Raw genomic sequence first — 18,132 nt, forward strand, 5'->3', positions numbered from 1 at the left:
GCGTTCTTAGTCTTTGATCTTAAGCTCGAAAAATTTCCTTTTAAAATCGCATGTCTCCGCCGGAGGCTTTAACATTAATTAGTCGGGTTTAAACTCCGACTGACTAAAGTTAAAAAATGAACAGTGGGTATTGTCCCACTGTCAGCGATCTTCGTAATCTCTTTGTTTTTGGCGTTTTTGCTTGTCACCTTTATATTTTCTCCATCCAACATAGATTAATGTAAGAATGATGGCTCCCCCTGTTGAGATCATCACCCAAATCAATGACGGGTCGGCGTCATCTTCTGTCATCCGTTCAAACATGTTTTTTAGATCTAACTCCATTTGATCAAGCTGCTGGATTCTAGTAGTTGCCTTCAGATCCTCATTACGGTAAGTATCTAAAAACGCAATATGCGATTCTATTTTTTGAACATCCTGTGGTGTGATATCTACTGTAATACTCGGATGAATCATATTATATTTTGATAGAAAGATAGTTAGCAGGTGATTAAATGTTTCATTATCCCCTTCTTCAACAGTCTCCTTCATTTCCCCAAACGTTGTCATAATCGAATCTTCCATTTCCGTCCACATTGGCTGATGCTCTGACCTCATCGCATCCACTACCAAACGAAATTGGGTAACTCGATTGATTCTTTCTTCAAAGCTATGCGAAGTAGATGTAATTGCTTCATATGCTGAATCATGAGTTAACGTAATAATCCTAAGCTCTTCCATTGAAAATGTTTGGTCCCGCTGATTCATACGTATGAATTCATTTGAAAAATGTGTTAATAATTGCTTAGCATCCTCGTATCTTTCTTGCTTCACCATTTGCAATGCCTGATCAGAAATTTGATCAAGCTTCTCCCAGTTCTCTTCGTTGGAGGCAGCGTTTATGGATATAGGGTAAATCATAACTATAAAACAAAGAATGCATATTATTCTAGAAATTTTCATACTTGTCCCTCCTCAAACATCTATTAAAATGTATGATAGATTGGACAAGAGTAGACCAAGTTTTTAGCGTATGTCTAGTTGATAGCGATCTTTTTTTATACAAAGAATATAGGTAATTAAGATGGAAACCATACTTAACCAAAATGTAAAGTAGCCGATCTGTGGGATGTATTGATCCAACATACTATAACTCGGCATCATAAAGAAAACGTAATCAATTACATCATTATGTAAGGTCCATACAGCTGCAATCACCAAATGAATTGGTTTTATGCGATAATACGGAGCATATAATAACCCTTGAATCGCCATTCCTAGGTGAGAAAAAATGAGCATATAACCCCAAATATTCAACCCATCAACAAAATAAGTTAGAATATTCATGATAACTGCCCAAATCCCGTATTTAAAAAGGGTAACGATTGCCAACGCTTCGATAAGCGGCCAATTCCGCCTTAGTAAAAACGCGATTAATACAAAACAAAAAAATAAGCTTGCTGTTGGACTATCAGGAACAAAGATTAAAAATTTTGGTGGTGTATTGTTGAGTTGGCTTTCATACCAAATATAACCGTATATGGTACCTGGAATATTAATAAGTAACAAAATCCAAAGTACCCAGCGTTGCCCCATTAAATATGTAATCCACTTCATCTATGTACCAACTTTCCTTTTTTCTTACCTCAAGATTCTCTTAAAAACGGGTACCTTGTCAAGGTAAAAATAGAATAATTCTAATAAAAAAAGCCGACTCGAAAAGTCAGCTTTTTGTTTGTTATTTAGAAGTTACACCAGAAATAAATTCAGCAAGCTTCTGTAATTCTTCATCAGTTCCTTCAAACATACCAGGAGGCATGCCACCTTGACCATTTACTGCGATGTCTGCAATTTCTTCAGCTGATAGTCCGTTATCAACTAACGCCTTTCCTGCAGGGCCACCTTCTAGTTCACCGCCGTGACATCCAATACAACCTTTTTCTTGATATAATAAGTATCCTTCAGATTCCTTATCGATTTCTGCCTCTGCTACGATTTTCGCAGATTCAGCTCTTGCTTCCCAGTCAACTTGAGCTGCAGATTCCCAAGTTAAGTAAGCAACAGCAGCAAATCCTAAAAGCATCATACCTGTAGCAATTGGACGCTTAGATGGTCTACGTTCTGGACCACGATCTAAGAATGGTGCAAGTAAAAGTGCTCCAAAAGCAAGACCTGGAATAACTAGCGTACCAATTACATTATAATCACCAGATGCATATGTGTACTTGATCAATTGATACATGAATAAGAAATACCAGTCTGGTAAAGGAATATATCCTGCCGCAGTAGGGTCAGCGACTTTTTCCAGTGGTGATGGGTGTGCTGCTGTTAAACATAAAAAGGCTACTAAGAAAACAGAACCAACTAACCATTCTTTTAATAGGAAGTTTGGCCAGAATGCTTCTGTTTTTCCAGGATACTCGGAGTAATCCTTCGGAATATGCTTTTTATTACTTACCGGAATACGGGAGTCCCCAACAAATTTCATACCTTTTCCGCGATGCATAATCGGTCCCCTCCTTTTTAGAGAATTTTCATTCAAAAGAGTTTTTTACATATTTAATCAAAGTATAACTACATCCTACAATGGACCTGATATCCCTTGTTTACGAATCATGATAAAGTGGGCAGCTAATAAACCGAATAATGCTGCTGGTAAGAAGAATACATGAATCGCAAAGAAACGTGTTAATGTTTGTGCACCTACTATTTCAGGGTGTCCTGCAATTAAAGTCTTTAAGTAAGGCCCTAATATTGGTGTTGCTTCAACAATTTGAATTGTAACTTTCGTTGCGAATAACGCTTTCATGTCCCAAGGTAAAAGGTAACCTGTTAAACCAAGAGCTAACATTACAAAGAAAATTAATACTCCAACAATCCAGTTTAGCTCACGTGGTTTTTTATACGCACCTTGGAAAAATACACGTAGGGTATGTAAGAACATCATAACGATTACAAGACTCGCTCCCCAGTGATGCATTCCACGAACAATTTGTCCAAAAGCTACTTCGTTTTGCAAATAATATACAGAATTCCATGCATTGATGATATCTGGTACATAGTACATTGTTAAAAACATACCAGATAGTACTTGGATGACGACGATAAAAAATGTTAGTCCTCCAAAGCAATAAACAAACGCGCTGAAATGATGCGCTGGGTTTACATGCTCAGGAACCTCGTGGTCTGCAATATCTGCCCAGAGAGGAGTAATATCAAGTCGTTCGTCTACCCAATCAAAAATCTTATTTAACATTGATTACTTCCCTCCTCCAGGATGTGCCTTTGCTTTTCCTAAATATAAATAACCTTCTTTTACTTGACTTTCATACACATCTAATGGACCCATTGGCGGTGTACCAGGCACGTTCATGCCATCCTTTTCATATAAACCATAGTGACAAGGACAGAAGAAACGATTTGGGTTAGCTGGATCCTCAGCCCAAGAAACTGCACAACCAAGGTGCTTACATACTGGTGATAGTGCAACAATGTCGCCGCTATCATTTTTATAAACCCATGCTGATGTTGAAACGTCTGATTCATACCATCCATCAACTTGATTTATTTTAAAATCAAATTTTTGAGGTTCATTTGTTATCTTATCAACACTCACCACTTGTACCAAATCATGTTCAGTTTCAGGCTGAAGTATTGGGTCAATTGCAAAGCGGACCATAGGCATTAACATCCCAGCTGCCATGAAACCACCTACACCTGTTAGTGTATAGTTTAAGAATTGACGTCTTGAAACCCTTTGTTTGTTCTCGCTCATTTTTTTCCCCCCTCTATACTAAGCTAAGTCCACTCCGGACATAATTGTACACATTTAAAACTAGGACATTCTCATGATATATCAATATTTGGTACAGGTCAATAATAGGTTTTGCCTAAACAATGGCAACTATGTGACTTTCTTAGGAAAAGTTAGGAATTTTTAAACATTATTTTCACATAACGATAAAAGCCAAATGATCCTTGGCGTATTTGCGCTTACATTACTTTTGCCAGATGTTCGTAAATAATGTAACAAGTTGTTTCATTTGATCCTGTAGCATCGTTTGCTTGTATTTTTCTTCTACATATTCAAGAGGTAAGGTTGGCAGCCAAATAAGTGAACCATTTATATCAACTTCTACTTGCTTCCAGCTGCTATCAGATGTGATAAAAATGGTATGCTTCATACCACCGCCGATTAAATCGCTTGTCCATTGATTTAAACGACTTTTCGCCATTTCTAGCTCTTCACTATTTGAATAGGTAAAGGCAGGAAATAATATGATTCTTCCTTTAAATTGTCGTTCTACTTCATTAGAAAGAATGGTGATGAACTCTCCCATTGAAACTGTATTTTTTAAATTTCCTTCAAGCGAAACTGGAATCAATGGAATAACCGCTGTATCAACATATTCTTTTGCTTGTAAATAGACATCCATATCCTTCGTTATCCATTTCATTATGTATGCTTCCTTCCCTTTTGCTGTACTTAAATAAAATCACTATTTTATGTAGCCTTTAATGCTAAACTTCCAAACTACCATACCATATTTAGGATAAATAAAAAAGACTGACACGCTGTCAGCCCTTACAAATATGCATATCACAATTTTATAATTGTTTAAGCTGTTCAGTCAGCCTCTGAAACTCAGTTTTATCCTGTCTGTCAAGCGCCTCATCAATCCGCTTTAACAAATGCTCCTTTTGATATAACTGAATGGATTCCTCAAGAAACTTTTTCGCAAGCTCTTTATCCTGTTCATTCACCTGAAGATGTTTCGGCATGTATGGATTTTCTTCAAGTACAGCCACATAATTCGGAGAATGGAAGGAGGATCTGAAATTAAGTTGAATGTAAATTTCTTCTTCCCTGTTAAGTCGAATATCATGAAATGACTTTTCAGCATCAGTAGTCATGACATTTTCCTTATAAAAACGGAATGGTACATCATCAACACAATGCGTCGACATAATGATTCCTCGAGGGCAGTATTGGGCTTGCTCAACAAAGTGGACATTTTTCATGAGTTGGTCATGGCTCATTAAATAGTTAAGAATCCAAACACACTCTCTTCTCTTTAGTTGATAATTATTCAGAAACCAGCGAATAAAGTCTTTTTTCTCGTTGACAGATACAGGGGTAGTCATCGCATGCTTCCCTCCTCTGCTAGTATTGAGTAATATACTGATATACTTCAACATTCAAATCAAATTATCCTTCTAAACATGAAAATTTAACTTTATTCAGTAGAAGTCCCCTACTTCTGTAAGTGCGAAGAATGAAAAAGGAGTAAATTATTCAGTGGGAGTTCAAACCACGGCTGAATAAAGTTAATGCCTCGGCGGATGCCATTATTTTTCAGAGGAAGCTTTTCGAGCAGTTAGATTAAAGACTAAGTACGCCACATCTTGTGGCAATGTCTTTATGGCCCACTTCCTTTGGGCCTAAAAATCAGCGCAAATTCGCCAAGGCGCATTTTTTGATGATGTTATTCAAGTTCAGAAATTAATGCCTCAATCTCGTACTTCATTGGGTCAAGCTTTAAGAGGTCCTTAAATACTTCGATTGCCTCTTGTCTTTTACCGTCTTCGATTAAGAAATAACCAAACTCTTCTAAAAACTCTGGAGTTTCTTTAAAAGAAGTATATGCATGACGGTAATGGTTTAATGCATCCGAATATTGTTCTAATTTATTTTTTGCAAGGCCGAGATCCCACTCGAATCGTTCATCATACTCACCATAGCTCATTACGGATTCAAGGGACTCCACGACATCCTCAAATCTTTCTTCACGAATGAGAAACTTTGAAAGCTGCAAAGTTGCTTCTACATACCCTGGGTCAATTGCTACAGCTGCACGAAGATATTTTTCCGTATTTTCCTTATCACCTAGCATCATAGATATTTTTCCAGCGTAGAAAGTCAGTTCTTTGTTTAATGATTCAACCTCAAGCCCTTCTAATAATACTTTTAAGCTTTCCGAGAAGCTTGCTTCTTCTTCATATGCCTTTGCAAGATATAGATAAAGAGAACCAAAGTCCGGATCAAGTTCCTTTAGCCGATCAAGAACTTCAATTGCTTTTTTATAATATTTCGCTTGATAAGCGGTAACACCAAAACCAAACAACGTATTGCTATCTTCTTGTTTTTTGATGGCTTCCTCATAATACGGAAGAGCTTCTTCAAATTTACCTGTTGTACTAAAGCTTTCCGCAATTCGTCCGTTGACATTTACACCTGCAATTTCGTCATTTTCCTGCAATACCTTCTCATAATAAGGGATACTTTTATTGTATTCGCCATGACTTGAATACAATTCGGCTAATGCAAAATCTATGATTGTTTCATCTTCTGATTTTTCCTTTGCTAACAGAAGCTTCTGCTCACTAACCTCATATAAACCCTGCATTTGGAATAAATCAGCTTGTAAAACTAGGGATTCTAAGTATACGGGGTCATCCTCGGCAATTTGTTCTAAGATATCGATTGCTTCCTCTTCCATATCAAGGTCAATCATGATTTCTGCTAAAAAAACAAATAATTCGCCTTCGTCAGGGTATCGTGATATTAATTCTTCAACGATTTCTTTTGCATCCTCTACAAAGCCCCATTTAAAATAATTCTCAGCGATTGTGTATTTCTCATCATCATTTGAGTATTCTCTAAGCTTTTTTAAGGCTTTGAGCCCTTCTTCTACCTTTCCATCTTCTACTAGCTGAATTGCATCCTCTATTCTATGCATGATTTATTAACTCCTCTTATCTATCTCTCATTCACCAATACGTCCTTATCATAGGAAGATACAAAGTAACCAGGTTTTTTCACTTTACATTCATTACCAAAACCGGAACGAAAATATACCTTAGCGTCTACTTTTGTAAAATTCCCCTTGTGCACGGTGATAGTAGGTATAAGATTATGATAATCGAGAGTTGGCTTTTCATCAACTGAATAGCTTATTGAGTCATGTTCATATAGATTGTAATTGAGTTCTCCACCAACGCGAATATCGCCCTTATCAGGGTAGATCCCAATCTTTTTTAACATATCAATGGATAGTGGCTCATCATCACTTGGGCAAACCGGGATTGTCGGTATTCGATTATCCTCGGTAATCTCCCTCCAAATCATTTTCTGTCGACTGTTATTAAAAACGGCTTTTTCTTTCATCTTCCACTCTGGGATGATTGGAATTTGATAGGAATGGTAAGATTCCCTAATCCAGCCCCATGGTACCTTGTATAAATCATCGACTTTGTTAATTGTGACGATAATAACGGGAATTTTTTTTCGCCTACATTCAACAAGGAAAGCTGGCGTTAAGCTTTCAAGTGGAATACGGATGCCTAAATAATAGTCAATTGGGGTGTTTAATAGATAATGTCTTGTTTTCTTTAGTGTATTGGCAATTTCATTTTCATGTTTCACGTCACTCATAACAAGTAAGGTTGTACAACCTTTTTGTAAATAATTTTCAGTCATTTCATTTTTAAAAGATTGAAATGATTGTTCCTTCGTGAAGGAATAGTTCATCATGACATGTCCAGGTGTTAATAAATATTGTGACAAGTTCGTTTTCATAAAAGAAAGTCTTTTTAGGCTTTCGTTCATATAATCAATTCGTTGATTTTTTATAAGAATTGAGCAGGTAACGACCTTATTATTCTTTAGGACATTTGCTTTTTCTAATATATATGGCATCCAACCTCCCCCTTCGCTTTTAGTGTACAATCTTCTTAAGACAAGCTATGCGAAAAGTAGAGGTTGTATGTTAGTTATTCATATAAACGCTTAAAAACCCATGGAATTTCGTTTCCATGGGTCTAAAATCATTAATTTTCTTCTATTAAAAGATTAAGATGTTCAAAAAAGCTTGGGTATGATACAGAAATAGATTCAGAATCTGAAAGTGACACTTCACCATTTGCAATACAAGCTGCAATAGCAAGCATCATACCAATTCTGTGATCCCCATGACTATGTACTTTGCCACCAGTCAATTGTTTCTTTCCACCATATATAATCATCCCATCATCTGACGGTTCAATTTCTGCACCAAGTATAGAAAGCTCACCAACAACTGTATCAATTCGATTTGTTTCCTTTACTTTTAATTCCGCTGCATCTTTGATAACCGTTTTTCCTTGTGCTTGGCTAGCTAATAGGGCAATTACTGGAATTTCGTCAATAAGACGTGGAATAATGTCACCACCGATTTCAATCCCCTTTAACTCTGAGGTCCGAATTGTTAAGTCTGCAATTGGTTCATTATTCTTGATTCTTTCATTTTCAATCTGAAGACGAGCTCCCATCTGAACTAAAACATCAATTATCCCAGTTCTTGTTGGGTTCATTCCAACATTTTTTAACGTTATTCGACTGTTTGGCACAATCGCTCCTGCAACGAGGAAAAATGCTGCAGAGGAAATATCTCCAGGAACTTGTATATTTGTCCCTCTCAGCTTCTGACCACCTTTTAACTTAACAGTAAGCCCGTCCTCTTCAACTTCGCAACCGAAGGCACGTAGCATGCGTTCTGTATGATCTCTCGATTTATGTGGCTCAGTAACAGTAGTAGTACCATTAGCATTTAAACCTGCTAAAAGAATCGATGATTTCACTTGTGCACTTGCTACAGGAGAAACATATTCAATTCCATGTAAAGAGCCACCACGAATCGCTAATGGAGTAAAATTACCATCTTCTCTTCCGTCAATTTTAGCCCCCATTTGTCGAAGTGGCTCAGTAACACGTTTCATTGGTCTTTTTGCAATTGACTCATCACCAATTATGCAAGTATGAATAGGCACTCCAGAAAGTAGACCTACCATTAATCTAGTGGTCGTTCCTGAGTTGCCAGTATCTAATACTTCAATTGGCTCACTTAGTCCATCGAAGCCTGCTCCCTCGATTTCGATATGATCCTTGTCCTGTGTAATTTTTACACCTAATTTTTCAAAACAGCTAATCGTACTTAAACAGTCATCCCCTAGCAAAAAGTTATCCACAAGCGTTTTTCCTTGTGCGATGGCTCCAAGCATAATCGAACGATGGGATATCGATTTATCCCCGGGAATATCAATTGATCCATTTAAACCTGCAATATTTGTACGTAGCTTTAGTGAATCCATATTACCACCCCTATAAAACAGTTTTTTCGATTATCCATTATACGTATCGTAACTTGTCTTGCTTTCGATACATACCTTAGCCTTCTGACGATCTTCATCACTTTGGAAGCTAATTCTAAGCACTCCATAGATTTCTTCTCTTGTCTCAATAATTCTGATATTTGTAATGCTAATTCTTTCCTGTGCGAGAAGTCCAGTAATTTCAGAAACAATACCTGGATAGTCCGGAATATCAACATATAAATCATAGAAGGAAGGGATAGCACCTTTTGCACGTGTAGGAAGTCCATCACGAAAATTTTTGGCATCCAGAAAATAATCATAAATATGATCTCCATTGCCATTAGCCACGAAATTACGGATTTGTTCCATTTCGTCAATCCATTTTTCAAAAAGATCTAGCAATACATTCCGATTTTGCAATAAAATATCACGCCACATTGATGGATTACTAGATGCGATTCTAGTAATATCTCGAAAACCACCTGCTGCTAATGGACGGACAAGCTCATTTACCTTATCATATTTTTGAGCTTGATGAACAAGACTTGCAGCCACAATATGTGGAAAGTGGCTAATCACACCCGCGACACGGTCATGCTCTTCTGGAGTCATAATTACAAAATTTGCTTTCGTTCCTATTAATAAGGCTTTTAACTGTTCAACAGCTAATTTACTTGAATTGACCTCATCATGAGGGGTAAAAATATAGAATGCATTTTCAAATAAATGTTCCTTTGCAGCAACTACCCCGCTTTTATGGGAACCAGCCATCGGATGTCCACCGACAAATGTTACACCAAGATTTCCAAAAATGGATTCTGCAATTTGTACGATTTGTTGTTTCGTACTTCCCACATCTGTCACAATGACATCATTTTTTAGTTCATAGGAACTAAGTTCATGTATAATGTCAACGGTTTGTTTGACCGGAACCGATATAAAAATATAGTCACATGTATGTACGACTTCCTCTAACTCAAATACAGCTTCATCAATCACTTTCAATGTTTTGGCTAGTAGTGATGATTCTTTATTACTGTCAAAACCGTAAATGAGCGCATCAGGATGTTCTTTCTTAATTGCTAGCGCGATTGAACCTCCAATTAAGCCAAGTCCAATCACAAGCACATTTACCTTCATTTCATCACCACCGAATATAGAAAAACATAATGGGGGTTACGTTCGACCCCCATAGTCTTAGTTCTTTTGATTTTTTAGCATTTCTGTAAGTAATGCTATGAGTTCACTATTTTGTTCCTCTGTGCCAACTGTGATTCGAACGCTAGTTGGATAGCCTAAAGCATTTCCAGAACGAACAATGAAGCCTCGCTCCAATAAATAGTGAAACACATCGTCCCCAGGTTGTTCAAAATTAATCAAGATGAAATTCCCGAAAGATGGAAAATAAGATAAATCATTTTCCTCACAGAATGTATAGAATTGCTGCATGCCATTTTTATTTTTTTCAACATAGGCTGCAATGAAATCTTGATCATCCAATGCAGCAGATGCTGCTATCTGACCAACACGATTTGAATTAAACGGCTGACGTACAGGTTCAATTTTGTTAATAAAATCTTGATTTCCGATGGCATAACCTACACGTAGTCCACCCAATCCATATGCCTTCGAAAAAGTTCTTAAAATGAGAAGATTTGGATAGTCATTTAAAAGGGCAACTGTATTCGGATAATCCTGTTCATTTGCTGCAAACTCATAATAAGCTTCATCCATAATAATTAGAACATGACTTGGAACTTGTTTTAAAAAGGCATGAAGTTTTTCTGAGCTCACATACACTCCTGATGGGTTGTTTGGCGAGCATACCCACACAATTTCCGTATTCTCATCGATTTGCCCGAGCATTCCATCAAGGTCGTGATGGCCATCAATTAGCTCAACCTCACGAACCTCAGCTCCTTCAATAATGGCATTATGCTTATACTGAGAAAATGATGGATTCGCCATTACTGTATTTTTTCCAGGCGCAAGTAATGCAGTTGTAATAATATGAATGACATCATCAGACCCATTACCAAAAAGAAGCTGTGTGCCATCTACACCTAAATGCTTTGCAAGCTTTTCTCTTAATTTTGTTGCATAGCCATCAGGATAAATTGCAAATGTATCTAAGCTGTTTTTTACTGCTTCCTTTGCTTTGTCTGAGCATCCATATGGATTTTCATTTGAAGCTAGTTTCACAATTTTTTCTAATCCATATTCCCGTTTTACTTCTTCAATTGGTTTTCCTGGTTGATATGGTTTTAGATCTAATAGCTGTTCCTTGATATTCATCTCAAGCTACACCTCTTGATTGTTGATAGGATTTAATACTTCACTTACAAAATTTTTGAAATGGAATAAGGCGGTGGCTCTTGTTTCTTCATTCACTAATTCAGGTAGATATTCTTCAATCTTTTGGATGAGGGCACTTCCCATGATTACCCCATCGCAATGGTCCTTAAGTGCTTCTACCTGAGTAGAATTGGAGATACCAAACCCGACTGCTACAGGTACATGACTATAGCGTTTTACCTCTTGTAAAAATGAGTATACCTCATTATTCAGTGAATTTCGAACACCTGTAACACCAAGGGACGATACGCAATATAGGAACCCTTGTGCATGTGAGGCGATTTTTTCAATTCGACTTGAAGAGGTTGGTGCCACTAGAGAGATAAATTTCAGTCCCTCGTTCTCGCATTTTCTTCTGAGGTCTTCACTTTCCTCAAAAGGAAGGTCTGGTACAAGTAATCCGTCAATACCATTTTGTCGCGCTAAAGCGAAAAAGTTTTCTTCTCCTAATTGTAGCACAGGATTATAATAGGTAAAGATAATTACAGGAATTTTTAACCCTTTTTTTCTCATTTTCGCTACGAGATTCATCGAATTTTCCAATGTAACCCCATTTTTTAATGCCCGTGCAGAGGCTCTTTGAATAACAGGTCCATCTGCTAATGGGTCAGAATATGGAATTCCTAGTTCAAGGATGGAAGCGCCTGCCTCTTGTAAGGAAAGCGCGATTTCAATTGTCACATCTGGATGTGGATCACCTGCAACGATAAAAGGAATAAATAATTTTTCAGCCTTGGGTAATCGGTTCGTAAAGGTTGTGTTCATTAGTAGCTCCTCCTTCTTCTAGGTACGTCATGAGTGAGTGGACATCTTTGTCACCTCGACCGGACAAACAAACGAGAATAGATTCTTCTGGTGACATTTCTTTCGCCATTTGGATTGCTTTTGCCATCGCATGTGCAGATTCAATTGCCGGAATAATCCCTTCAACCCGAGTTAGCATTTGTAAGGCATCAATTGCTTCTTTATCTGATATACTTTCATATTTAACTCGTCCACTATCGGCAAGATAAGCATGTTCAGGACCAACTCCTGGATAATCTAGTCCAGCAGAAATGGAATATGGTTCAGTAATTTGACCGTGCTCATCCTGAAGCAGATAAGTGAGTGAACCATGGATGACTCCTTTTGTTCCTTTCGTAATCGTTGCTGCATGTAAGGATGTGTCAACACCCTTACCAGCTGCCTCAGCACCAACTAAGCGAACATCGTCTTTTAAAAACGGATAAAACATACCCATCGCATTACTTCCCCCACCTACACAGGCAACAACTGCAGTTGGCAGCTCGTTTTCACGCTTTAGGAATTGTTCTCTTGCTTCATCACCAATAATTCGTTGGAAATCACGGACCATTTTTGGATATGGATGGGGACCTACAACCGAACCGATCATATAGTAGTGATCCTCACAATGCTGCACCCAGTAACGAATTGCTTCGTTTGTTGCATCCTTCAATGTTTGGTTACCACTAGTAGCTGGAATTACCTCAGCACCTAAAAGTCTCATTCGGAATACATTAAGCTTTTGTCTTTCAATGTCCTCCACACCCATGAATACCTTACATTCCAAACCAAATTTAGCTGCAACTGTCGCAGCAGCTACACCGTGCTGACCAGCTCCTGTTTCAGCGATAATTTTTTTCTTTCCCATTCTTTTTGCAAGGAGAGCTTGACCGATTGCGTTGTTGATTTTGTGAGCTCCGGTATGGTTTAAGTCCTCACGCTTCAAGTAGATTTTAGCTCCGCCAAGTTCTTTCGTTAAATGATCAGCATATGTAAGTGCTGTTGGTCTGCCTGAGTATTCTTTTAAAATACGAATATATTCGTTATGAAACTCCTCATCTCGGTATGCTTCTTCCAACGCTTCTTCGATTTCTTCTAATGGCTTCATCAATGTTTCAGGGACAAATTTACCCCCAAAATCACCGAATCTACCATTTTCATTTGGTACGTTCAACACATTTATCCACCCATTTCTCTATAGTTTGTATGATGGTGTCATCTTTTTTACCTTCAAGTTCAATTCCACTGGAGATATCAAATCCATCAATTTCATAGCTAAGAAGTTTTTCGATATTGTTCGAATCGATTCCGCCCGCTATGAAACAAGGAACACCTTGAATTCTTGCTTCCTGCTGATAATACGGGATGGATTTCCAATCAAATGAAACACCAGAGCCACCCCACATATTCGCAACCTTTGTATCAATGACATATCCATCAGCAACACCAGCAAACTCCTTCATCTCCTGAATACCTTGCACATCATGATGAATAACCTTCCATACGTGTAAGCCCGTTTTGTTCTTTACTTGTTGAATAAAATCAACCGATTCTGTACCGTGGCATTGAATAACGGATAATGAGACTTTTGCCAATACCGCTTCTATTTCTATTAGGTCCGCATTCACAAAAATCCCGACCGTTTTTTTATCACGCATATTTACTTTATTCAACCAGTTGTTTACATCAACTGGATTAACTTTACGTTTACTATTTGCAAAAATAAAACCGATATAATTAGCTCTGCTTTTTGCAACTACCGCTACATCCTCAAAAGATTTATTCCCGCAATATTTAATGAGAGGTTGTGGCATGTGGAACCTCTCCAAACATTTGCTTAATCCCGATTCCAGGGGACTTTGCGCGCATAAAAGCTTCTCCGATTAAGGCAGCCTTTGCTCCATAACGAATGATGTCTTTAATATCCTGCGTAGTGTGAATTCCACTTTCACTTACGACAAGACTTTCTGAAGGAGCCTCCTTCGCAATTTCTTCTGTATGGATAATTGAAGTTTCAAATACTTTTAAATTCCGATTATTGATGCCAAGAATTTTCGGGGTAAATATGCTGCAAACCTGTTCCACTGTATCCCGTGAATGGACTTCAACTAAACACTCTAAGCCCCTTTCATAGGCCTCACAATAATACTCATGTAATTGATTGGGGGCTAACGCTTCCCCAATTAGCAATATAGCATCCGCCCCGATTTTTTCACTTTGTTTGATTTGCTTTGCATCAACAATAAAATCTTTACGTAACACAGGGATGTTAACTTTTTTCTTAATATCCATTAAAAATTTTATTGAACCTTGAAAAAATGGTTCATCTGTTAAAACTGAAATGGCATCTGCTCTTGCTTCCTCGTATTCAGCTGCGATGGAGACAGGATGAAAATCCTCGCGTATTACACCCTTTGATGGTGATGCCTTTTTCACCTCAGCAATGATGCCCAGTGAACGATTTGGATTAGAAAGTGCATCATATAATGACTTTCTTTCAATCACACAATCAATTTCAGGATAGTTTATGCTTTCCACTTCTTTTTTCTTTTGTTCAAGGATTTTATTTAGCATAGTATTCCACCTCTCGACTTCTTAGTTGTTCAAATTGACTTCTAGCAATTCCAGTTACAATTGCTTCTCTTGCCATCTCAACACCTTCACGAATACTGTTTACTCTTCCTGAAATATAAATCGCTGCTCCAGCATTTAATAAAACAATATTCGTTGCACTTTGATTAGCGTTACTATATAAAACATCCCGCAACAGGTTTGCACTCTCTACAACAGAAGAAACTTGGATATCCTTCATGTTTCCACGAGGAAGATCGAAATCCTCAGGAGAGAGGACAAATCTTGTAATCTCGCCATCTTTTAATTCCACTATATCTGTTTCAGTTGTTATACTGCATTCATCTAGTCCATCACGACCTGAGACAAATAAAACATGTTCAGAACCAAGCTTCTCAAGGGCATGTGCCATTTTTTCAGCATAGTCTGTTGAATAAACTCCCAATACCTGTTTTTTGCATCTAGCCGGGTTTGCCATTGGCCCTAATAGATTAAAAATGGTTCGAAACCCAATTTCCTGTCTTGGTGTAACCGCATGCTTCATCGCTGCATGGTAGATTGGTGCAAACAAAAAGCTCATATTTCGTTTGTTTAAAGCCTCTTTCGCTTCTTCCTGAGTTGATTGTATTTCAACACCTAAATACTCTAGAACATCGGCACTACCACTTTTTGAAGAAACTGCTCGATTTCCATGTTTCGCTACCTTTATTCCTAGGGAAGAAACAACAATTGCTGATGCAGTTGAAATATTAAAGGTAGAAGCACCGTCCCCACCTGTTCCGCATGTATCAATCACTTGATCACTCTCATAATCTAGTTGCATCATATGCTCTCGCATCGCTCTCGCAAAGCCGGTCATCTCGTCGACTGTTTCCCCGCGAAAACGAAGGATTGAAAGCAAACTTGCAATTTGACTTGCAGTTGCATCGCCAGACATAATAACATCCATCACTTGATAGCTTTCTTCTTCTGTTAATACCTTACCGTTGATACATTTATTTAAAAGTTGTTTAAACATGAATATCCTCCTTATCGAAAGCTTCTTCAGCTAATTGGATTGTTTGAATTAAGGCGCTTGCTTTGTTAACTGTTTCCATCCACTCATGTTCAGGAACTGAATCAGCGACGATCCCCGCTCCTGCCTGGACATAGGCAACACCATCTTTTATGATCGCTGTTCGAATCGTAATACATGAATCAATATTTCCGTCAAATCCAATATAAGCAATTGCTCCGGCATACAGGTTTCGTGCTGTTGGTTCAAGCTCTGAAAGAATTTGCATCGCTCTAATTTTAGGTGCACCAGATACAGTTCCTGCTGGAAAAGCTGCGAGTAATGCATCTAGTGGGTCAATTTTCTCATCTAATTCACCCGTTACTTTTGAGATAATGTGCATAACATGTGAGAACCGTCCGATTTCCATAAGTACAGGTGTTTTAACTGAACCAAATGTGGATACCCTTCCAATATCATTTCTTGCTAAATCAACTAGCATATAATGCTCTGCCTTCTCTTTTTCATCCTGAAGCAATTCTATAGCAAGTGCCTCATCTTCTTCTTTCGTTTCACCCCTTCGTCTTGTACCTGCAATCGGGTGAATTTCCAGATGTTTGTTATGAATTTTTATTAAACGTTCAGGAGAGCTCCCGACAATCTCAATGTCATTGATTTTGATATAAAATAAATAGGGTGAAGGATTTACCATCCGCAAAACACGGTATAGCTGAAATCCACTTACTGAAACCGGAATTTCAAAGCGCTGTGATAAAACTGCCTGAAATATATCTCCAGCTGTGATATAGTCCTTTATTTTAACAACCGCATCTAGAAAATCCTGTTTTTGAAAATTCGTTTTTATATCTGCTACATTCGGTACTTCATGTAATTTTGGAAGAAGTAGCATTTCGCTTTGTTCTTTGTTTTGAATAATCCGTGATAAATACATATTAATTTTTGAATTGGCATGTTCAAAAACAGCTTTTTGAATTCGTTCATCTTCACCGCCATTTAACCGAATAAAATGGACCACAATCAATTCACGCGAATGATGATCTAACGCCAAAATCGTTTCACAAAAGAAAAATTGGTAGCGTTCCATGTTTAAATCATTGTTTGAGTGCTCTTCTACCTTTTCAATGGTTGAGATTGCATCATAGCCCAAAAACCCGACTGCTCCTCCATAAAAGGGGATTTCGATATCAAGTGGCTTTAAAACAAGATAATCCTTGATCCAATTAAAGGCATCCTTCATTGTTTGTTTTTTCACCAAGCTTTGCTGGTTTTCATTTTTCACGTAGTAATGACCTTTATTTTCATCCATGAACAAAAATGGCTTTAAGCCTATGAATGAATACTGAGACCAATCGGATTCATGATCCTTACTTTCAAGTAGAAAGGATGCTTCATTTTTTAAGTTTTGAAAAATTTGAATGGGTGTCAACGTATCAACTAAGAAACGTTTGACGATCGGAATTGTCCGATATTGCTTAGCATCGGACACAAACGAGGAAAAATCATACTTATTCAATTTGCTCACTCCTCCATGTAATATGGAGAATGAGGTTTAGGAGGTATAAAGATTGGAATCGCTTTTTTTAGAAAAAACGATAAAATAAACAACCCAAAGACACAAACGTATCTTTGGGTAGAAGTAAACATACTAAACTCTGCTAACCTCAGCTAAACTCTCTCATTCTCATCTACCCTGAACTCATCTCTAAATAAACCTGACTGAAAACTTACTAAACTCTAACTATACTAAATGTTTTAATTATCTTATCGTACGCATTGCGTTTTTGTCAATGAATTGTTTTAACATTATTCAGCAGAAGTACTCTCCTGAATAATGTTACAGCCTCCGGCGGATGCCACGATTTTTCCAAGGAAATACGCCAAGGCGCATTTGATTTTAATTTCCTTTGACAGTTGTAAGGTCTGGTCTAAGGACAATGGCTCCACCTTGGTAAATATGCTGGATCTCTTCTTGTTTGGAGGATGTATTCACTGTCATCATCACACGAATGCACATTGGCAGTGAACCTGGAACTGGGATCTCTCTCATGCTCATTACCGGAACAAATGCCCAACCATCAATTTGTCTAGCAGCGGCTGCAGGAAAAGCTGCATCAATATCATCTGTTACAGAAAATACAATCTGTGCAACAGATTCCGCTTCAATCTTATTTTCAGAAATCATATCACGTAAAAGCTTTTCAGTTGCAGCTAGTATTTCTTGTTTATTATTATTTTCAATCGTTGTTGCACCACGTATTCCCCTTATCATCTTCGCCCCTCCTTTTTGCGTCTTGCTA

The 18,132-nt window shown here is 37.7% G+C and carries 19 protein-coding genes; all 19 read right to left on the bottom strand.

What is annotated here, in order from left to right:
* Positions 1-141 precede the first annotated feature (141 nt).
* Positions 142-942 carry a sporulation protein YpjB gene (ypjB, locus tag V7097_RS10325; protein ID WP_335703527.1) on the bottom strand — a complete coding sequence of 267 codons (801 nt, stop codon included), beginning with the start codon at positions 940-942 and terminating at the stop codon, positions 142-144.
* 63 nt (positions 943-1,005) lie between these two features.
* Positions 1,006-1,596, bottom strand: a complete 591-nt coding sequence (locus tag V7097_RS10330) for a DUF1405 domain-containing protein (RefSeq protein WP_335703528.1) — start codon at positions 1,594-1,596, stop codon at positions 1,006-1,008.
* A gap of 121 nt (positions 1,597-1,717) precedes the next feature.
* Positions 1,718-2,485: a menaquinol-cytochrome c reductase cytochrome b/c subunit gene (locus tag V7097_RS10335; protein WP_335703529.1), complete on the bottom strand. Its 768-nt coding sequence runs from the start codon at positions 2,483-2,485 to the stop codon at positions 1,718-1,720.
* 75 nt (positions 2,486-2,560) lie between these two features.
* Positions 2,561-3,235 (bottom strand): menaquinol-cytochrome c reductase cytochrome b subunit, encoded by a 675-nt coding sequence (qcrB, locus tag V7097_RS10340; RefSeq protein WP_335703530.1) that lies wholly within the window; start codon positions 3,233-3,235, stop codon positions 2,561-2,563.
* A 3-nt stretch (positions 3,236-3,238) separates the two neighbouring features.
* Entirely contained in the window at positions 3,239-3,754 is a 516-nt protein-coding gene (locus V7097_RS10345; RefSeq protein ID WP_335703531.1) for a ubiquinol-cytochrome c reductase iron-sulfur subunit, read from the bottom strand.
* A gap of 223 nt (positions 3,755-3,977) precedes the next feature.
* Positions 3,978-4,436, bottom strand: a complete 459-nt coding sequence (locus V7097_RS10350) for a YpiF family protein (RefSeq protein WP_335703532.1) — start codon at positions 4,434-4,436, stop codon at positions 3,978-3,980.
* Between the two features lie 151 nt (positions 4,437-4,587).
* Positions 4,588-5,124, bottom strand: coding sequence for a ReoY family proteolytic degradation factor (locus V7097_RS10355; protein WP_335703533.1), 537 nt, complete (start codon positions 5,122-5,124; stop codon positions 4,588-4,590).
* Positions 5,125-5,465: 341 nt separating this feature from the next.
* Positions 5,466-6,719, bottom strand: a complete 1,254-nt coding sequence (locus tag V7097_RS10360) for a tetratricopeptide repeat protein (RefSeq protein ID WP_335703534.1) — start codon at positions 6,717-6,719, stop codon at positions 5,466-5,468.
* A 20-nt stretch (positions 6,720-6,739) separates the two neighbouring features.
* Positions 6,740-7,678: a hypothetical protein gene (locus tag V7097_RS10365; protein WP_335703535.1), complete on the bottom strand. Its 939-nt coding sequence runs from the start codon at positions 7,676-7,678 to the stop codon at positions 6,740-6,742.
* A 131-nt stretch (positions 7,679-7,809) separates the two neighbouring features.
* A complete protein-coding gene (gene aroA / locus V7097_RS10370; RefSeq protein ID WP_335703536.1) occupies positions 7,810-9,108 on the bottom strand; it encodes a 3-phosphoshikimate 1-carboxyvinyltransferase in 1,299 nt (432 codons plus the stop codon).
* A gap of 30 nt (positions 9,109-9,138) precedes the next feature.
* Entirely contained in the window at positions 9,139-10,251 is a 1,113-nt protein-coding gene (locus V7097_RS10375; RefSeq protein WP_335703537.1) for a prephenate dehydrogenase, read from the bottom strand.
* A gap of 57 nt (positions 10,252-10,308) precedes the next feature.
* Positions 10,309-11,406, bottom strand: coding sequence for a histidinol-phosphate transaminase (gene hisC / locus V7097_RS10380; RefSeq protein ID WP_335703538.1), 1,098 nt, complete (start codon positions 11,404-11,406; stop codon positions 10,309-10,311).
* Between the two features lie 6 nt (positions 11,407-11,412).
* Positions 11,413-12,231 carry a tryptophan synthase subunit alpha gene (gene trpA, locus V7097_RS10385; protein WP_335703539.1) on the bottom strand — a complete coding sequence of 273 codons (819 nt, stop codon included), beginning with the start codon at positions 12,229-12,231 and terminating at the stop codon, positions 11,413-11,415.
* Positions 12,194-13,426, bottom strand: coding sequence for a tryptophan synthase subunit beta (trpB, locus tag V7097_RS10390; protein WP_335703540.1), 1,233 nt, complete (start codon positions 13,424-13,426; stop codon positions 12,194-12,196). Before trpB ends, trpA begins: the two co-directional genes overlap by 38 nt.
* A complete protein-coding gene (locus tag V7097_RS10395) occupies positions 13,407-14,063 on the bottom strand; it encodes a phosphoribosylanthranilate isomerase (RefSeq protein ID WP_335703541.1) in 657 nt (218 codons plus the stop codon). Before V7097_RS10395 ends, trpB begins: the two co-directional genes overlap by 20 nt.
* The gene (gene trpC, locus V7097_RS10400) at positions 14,044-14,823 is read right to left on the bottom strand and encodes an indole-3-glycerol phosphate synthase TrpC (RefSeq protein ID WP_335703542.1); all 780 of its coding nucleotides are present in this window, start codon (positions 14,821-14,823) and stop codon (positions 14,044-14,046) included. The genes V7097_RS10395 and trpC overlap by 20 nt, the downstream gene beginning before the upstream one ends.
* Positions 14,813-15,838, bottom strand: a complete 1,026-nt coding sequence (gene trpD, locus V7097_RS10405; RefSeq protein WP_335703543.1) for an anthranilate phosphoribosyltransferase — start codon at positions 15,836-15,838, stop codon at positions 14,813-14,815. Before trpD ends, trpC begins: the two co-directional genes overlap by 11 nt.
* Positions 15,831-17,348 (bottom strand): anthranilate synthase component I, encoded by a 1,518-nt coding sequence (gene trpE, locus V7097_RS10410; protein WP_335703544.1) that lies wholly within the window; start codon positions 17,346-17,348, stop codon positions 15,831-15,833. Before trpE ends, trpD begins: the two co-directional genes overlap by 8 nt.
* Before the next feature lie 381 nt (positions 17,349-17,729).
* Positions 17,730-18,104, bottom strand: coding sequence for a chorismate mutase (gene aroH, locus V7097_RS10415; protein ID WP_335703545.1), 375 nt, complete (start codon positions 18,102-18,104; stop codon positions 17,730-17,732).
* Positions 18,105-18,132 lie beyond the last annotated feature (28 nt).

It is taken from the genome of Bacillus sp. JJ1562, assembly GCF_036962705.1.
In the GTDB taxonomy this organism is placed as follows: Bacteria; Bacillota; Bacilli; order Bacillales; family Bacillaceae_L; genus Ferdinandcohnia.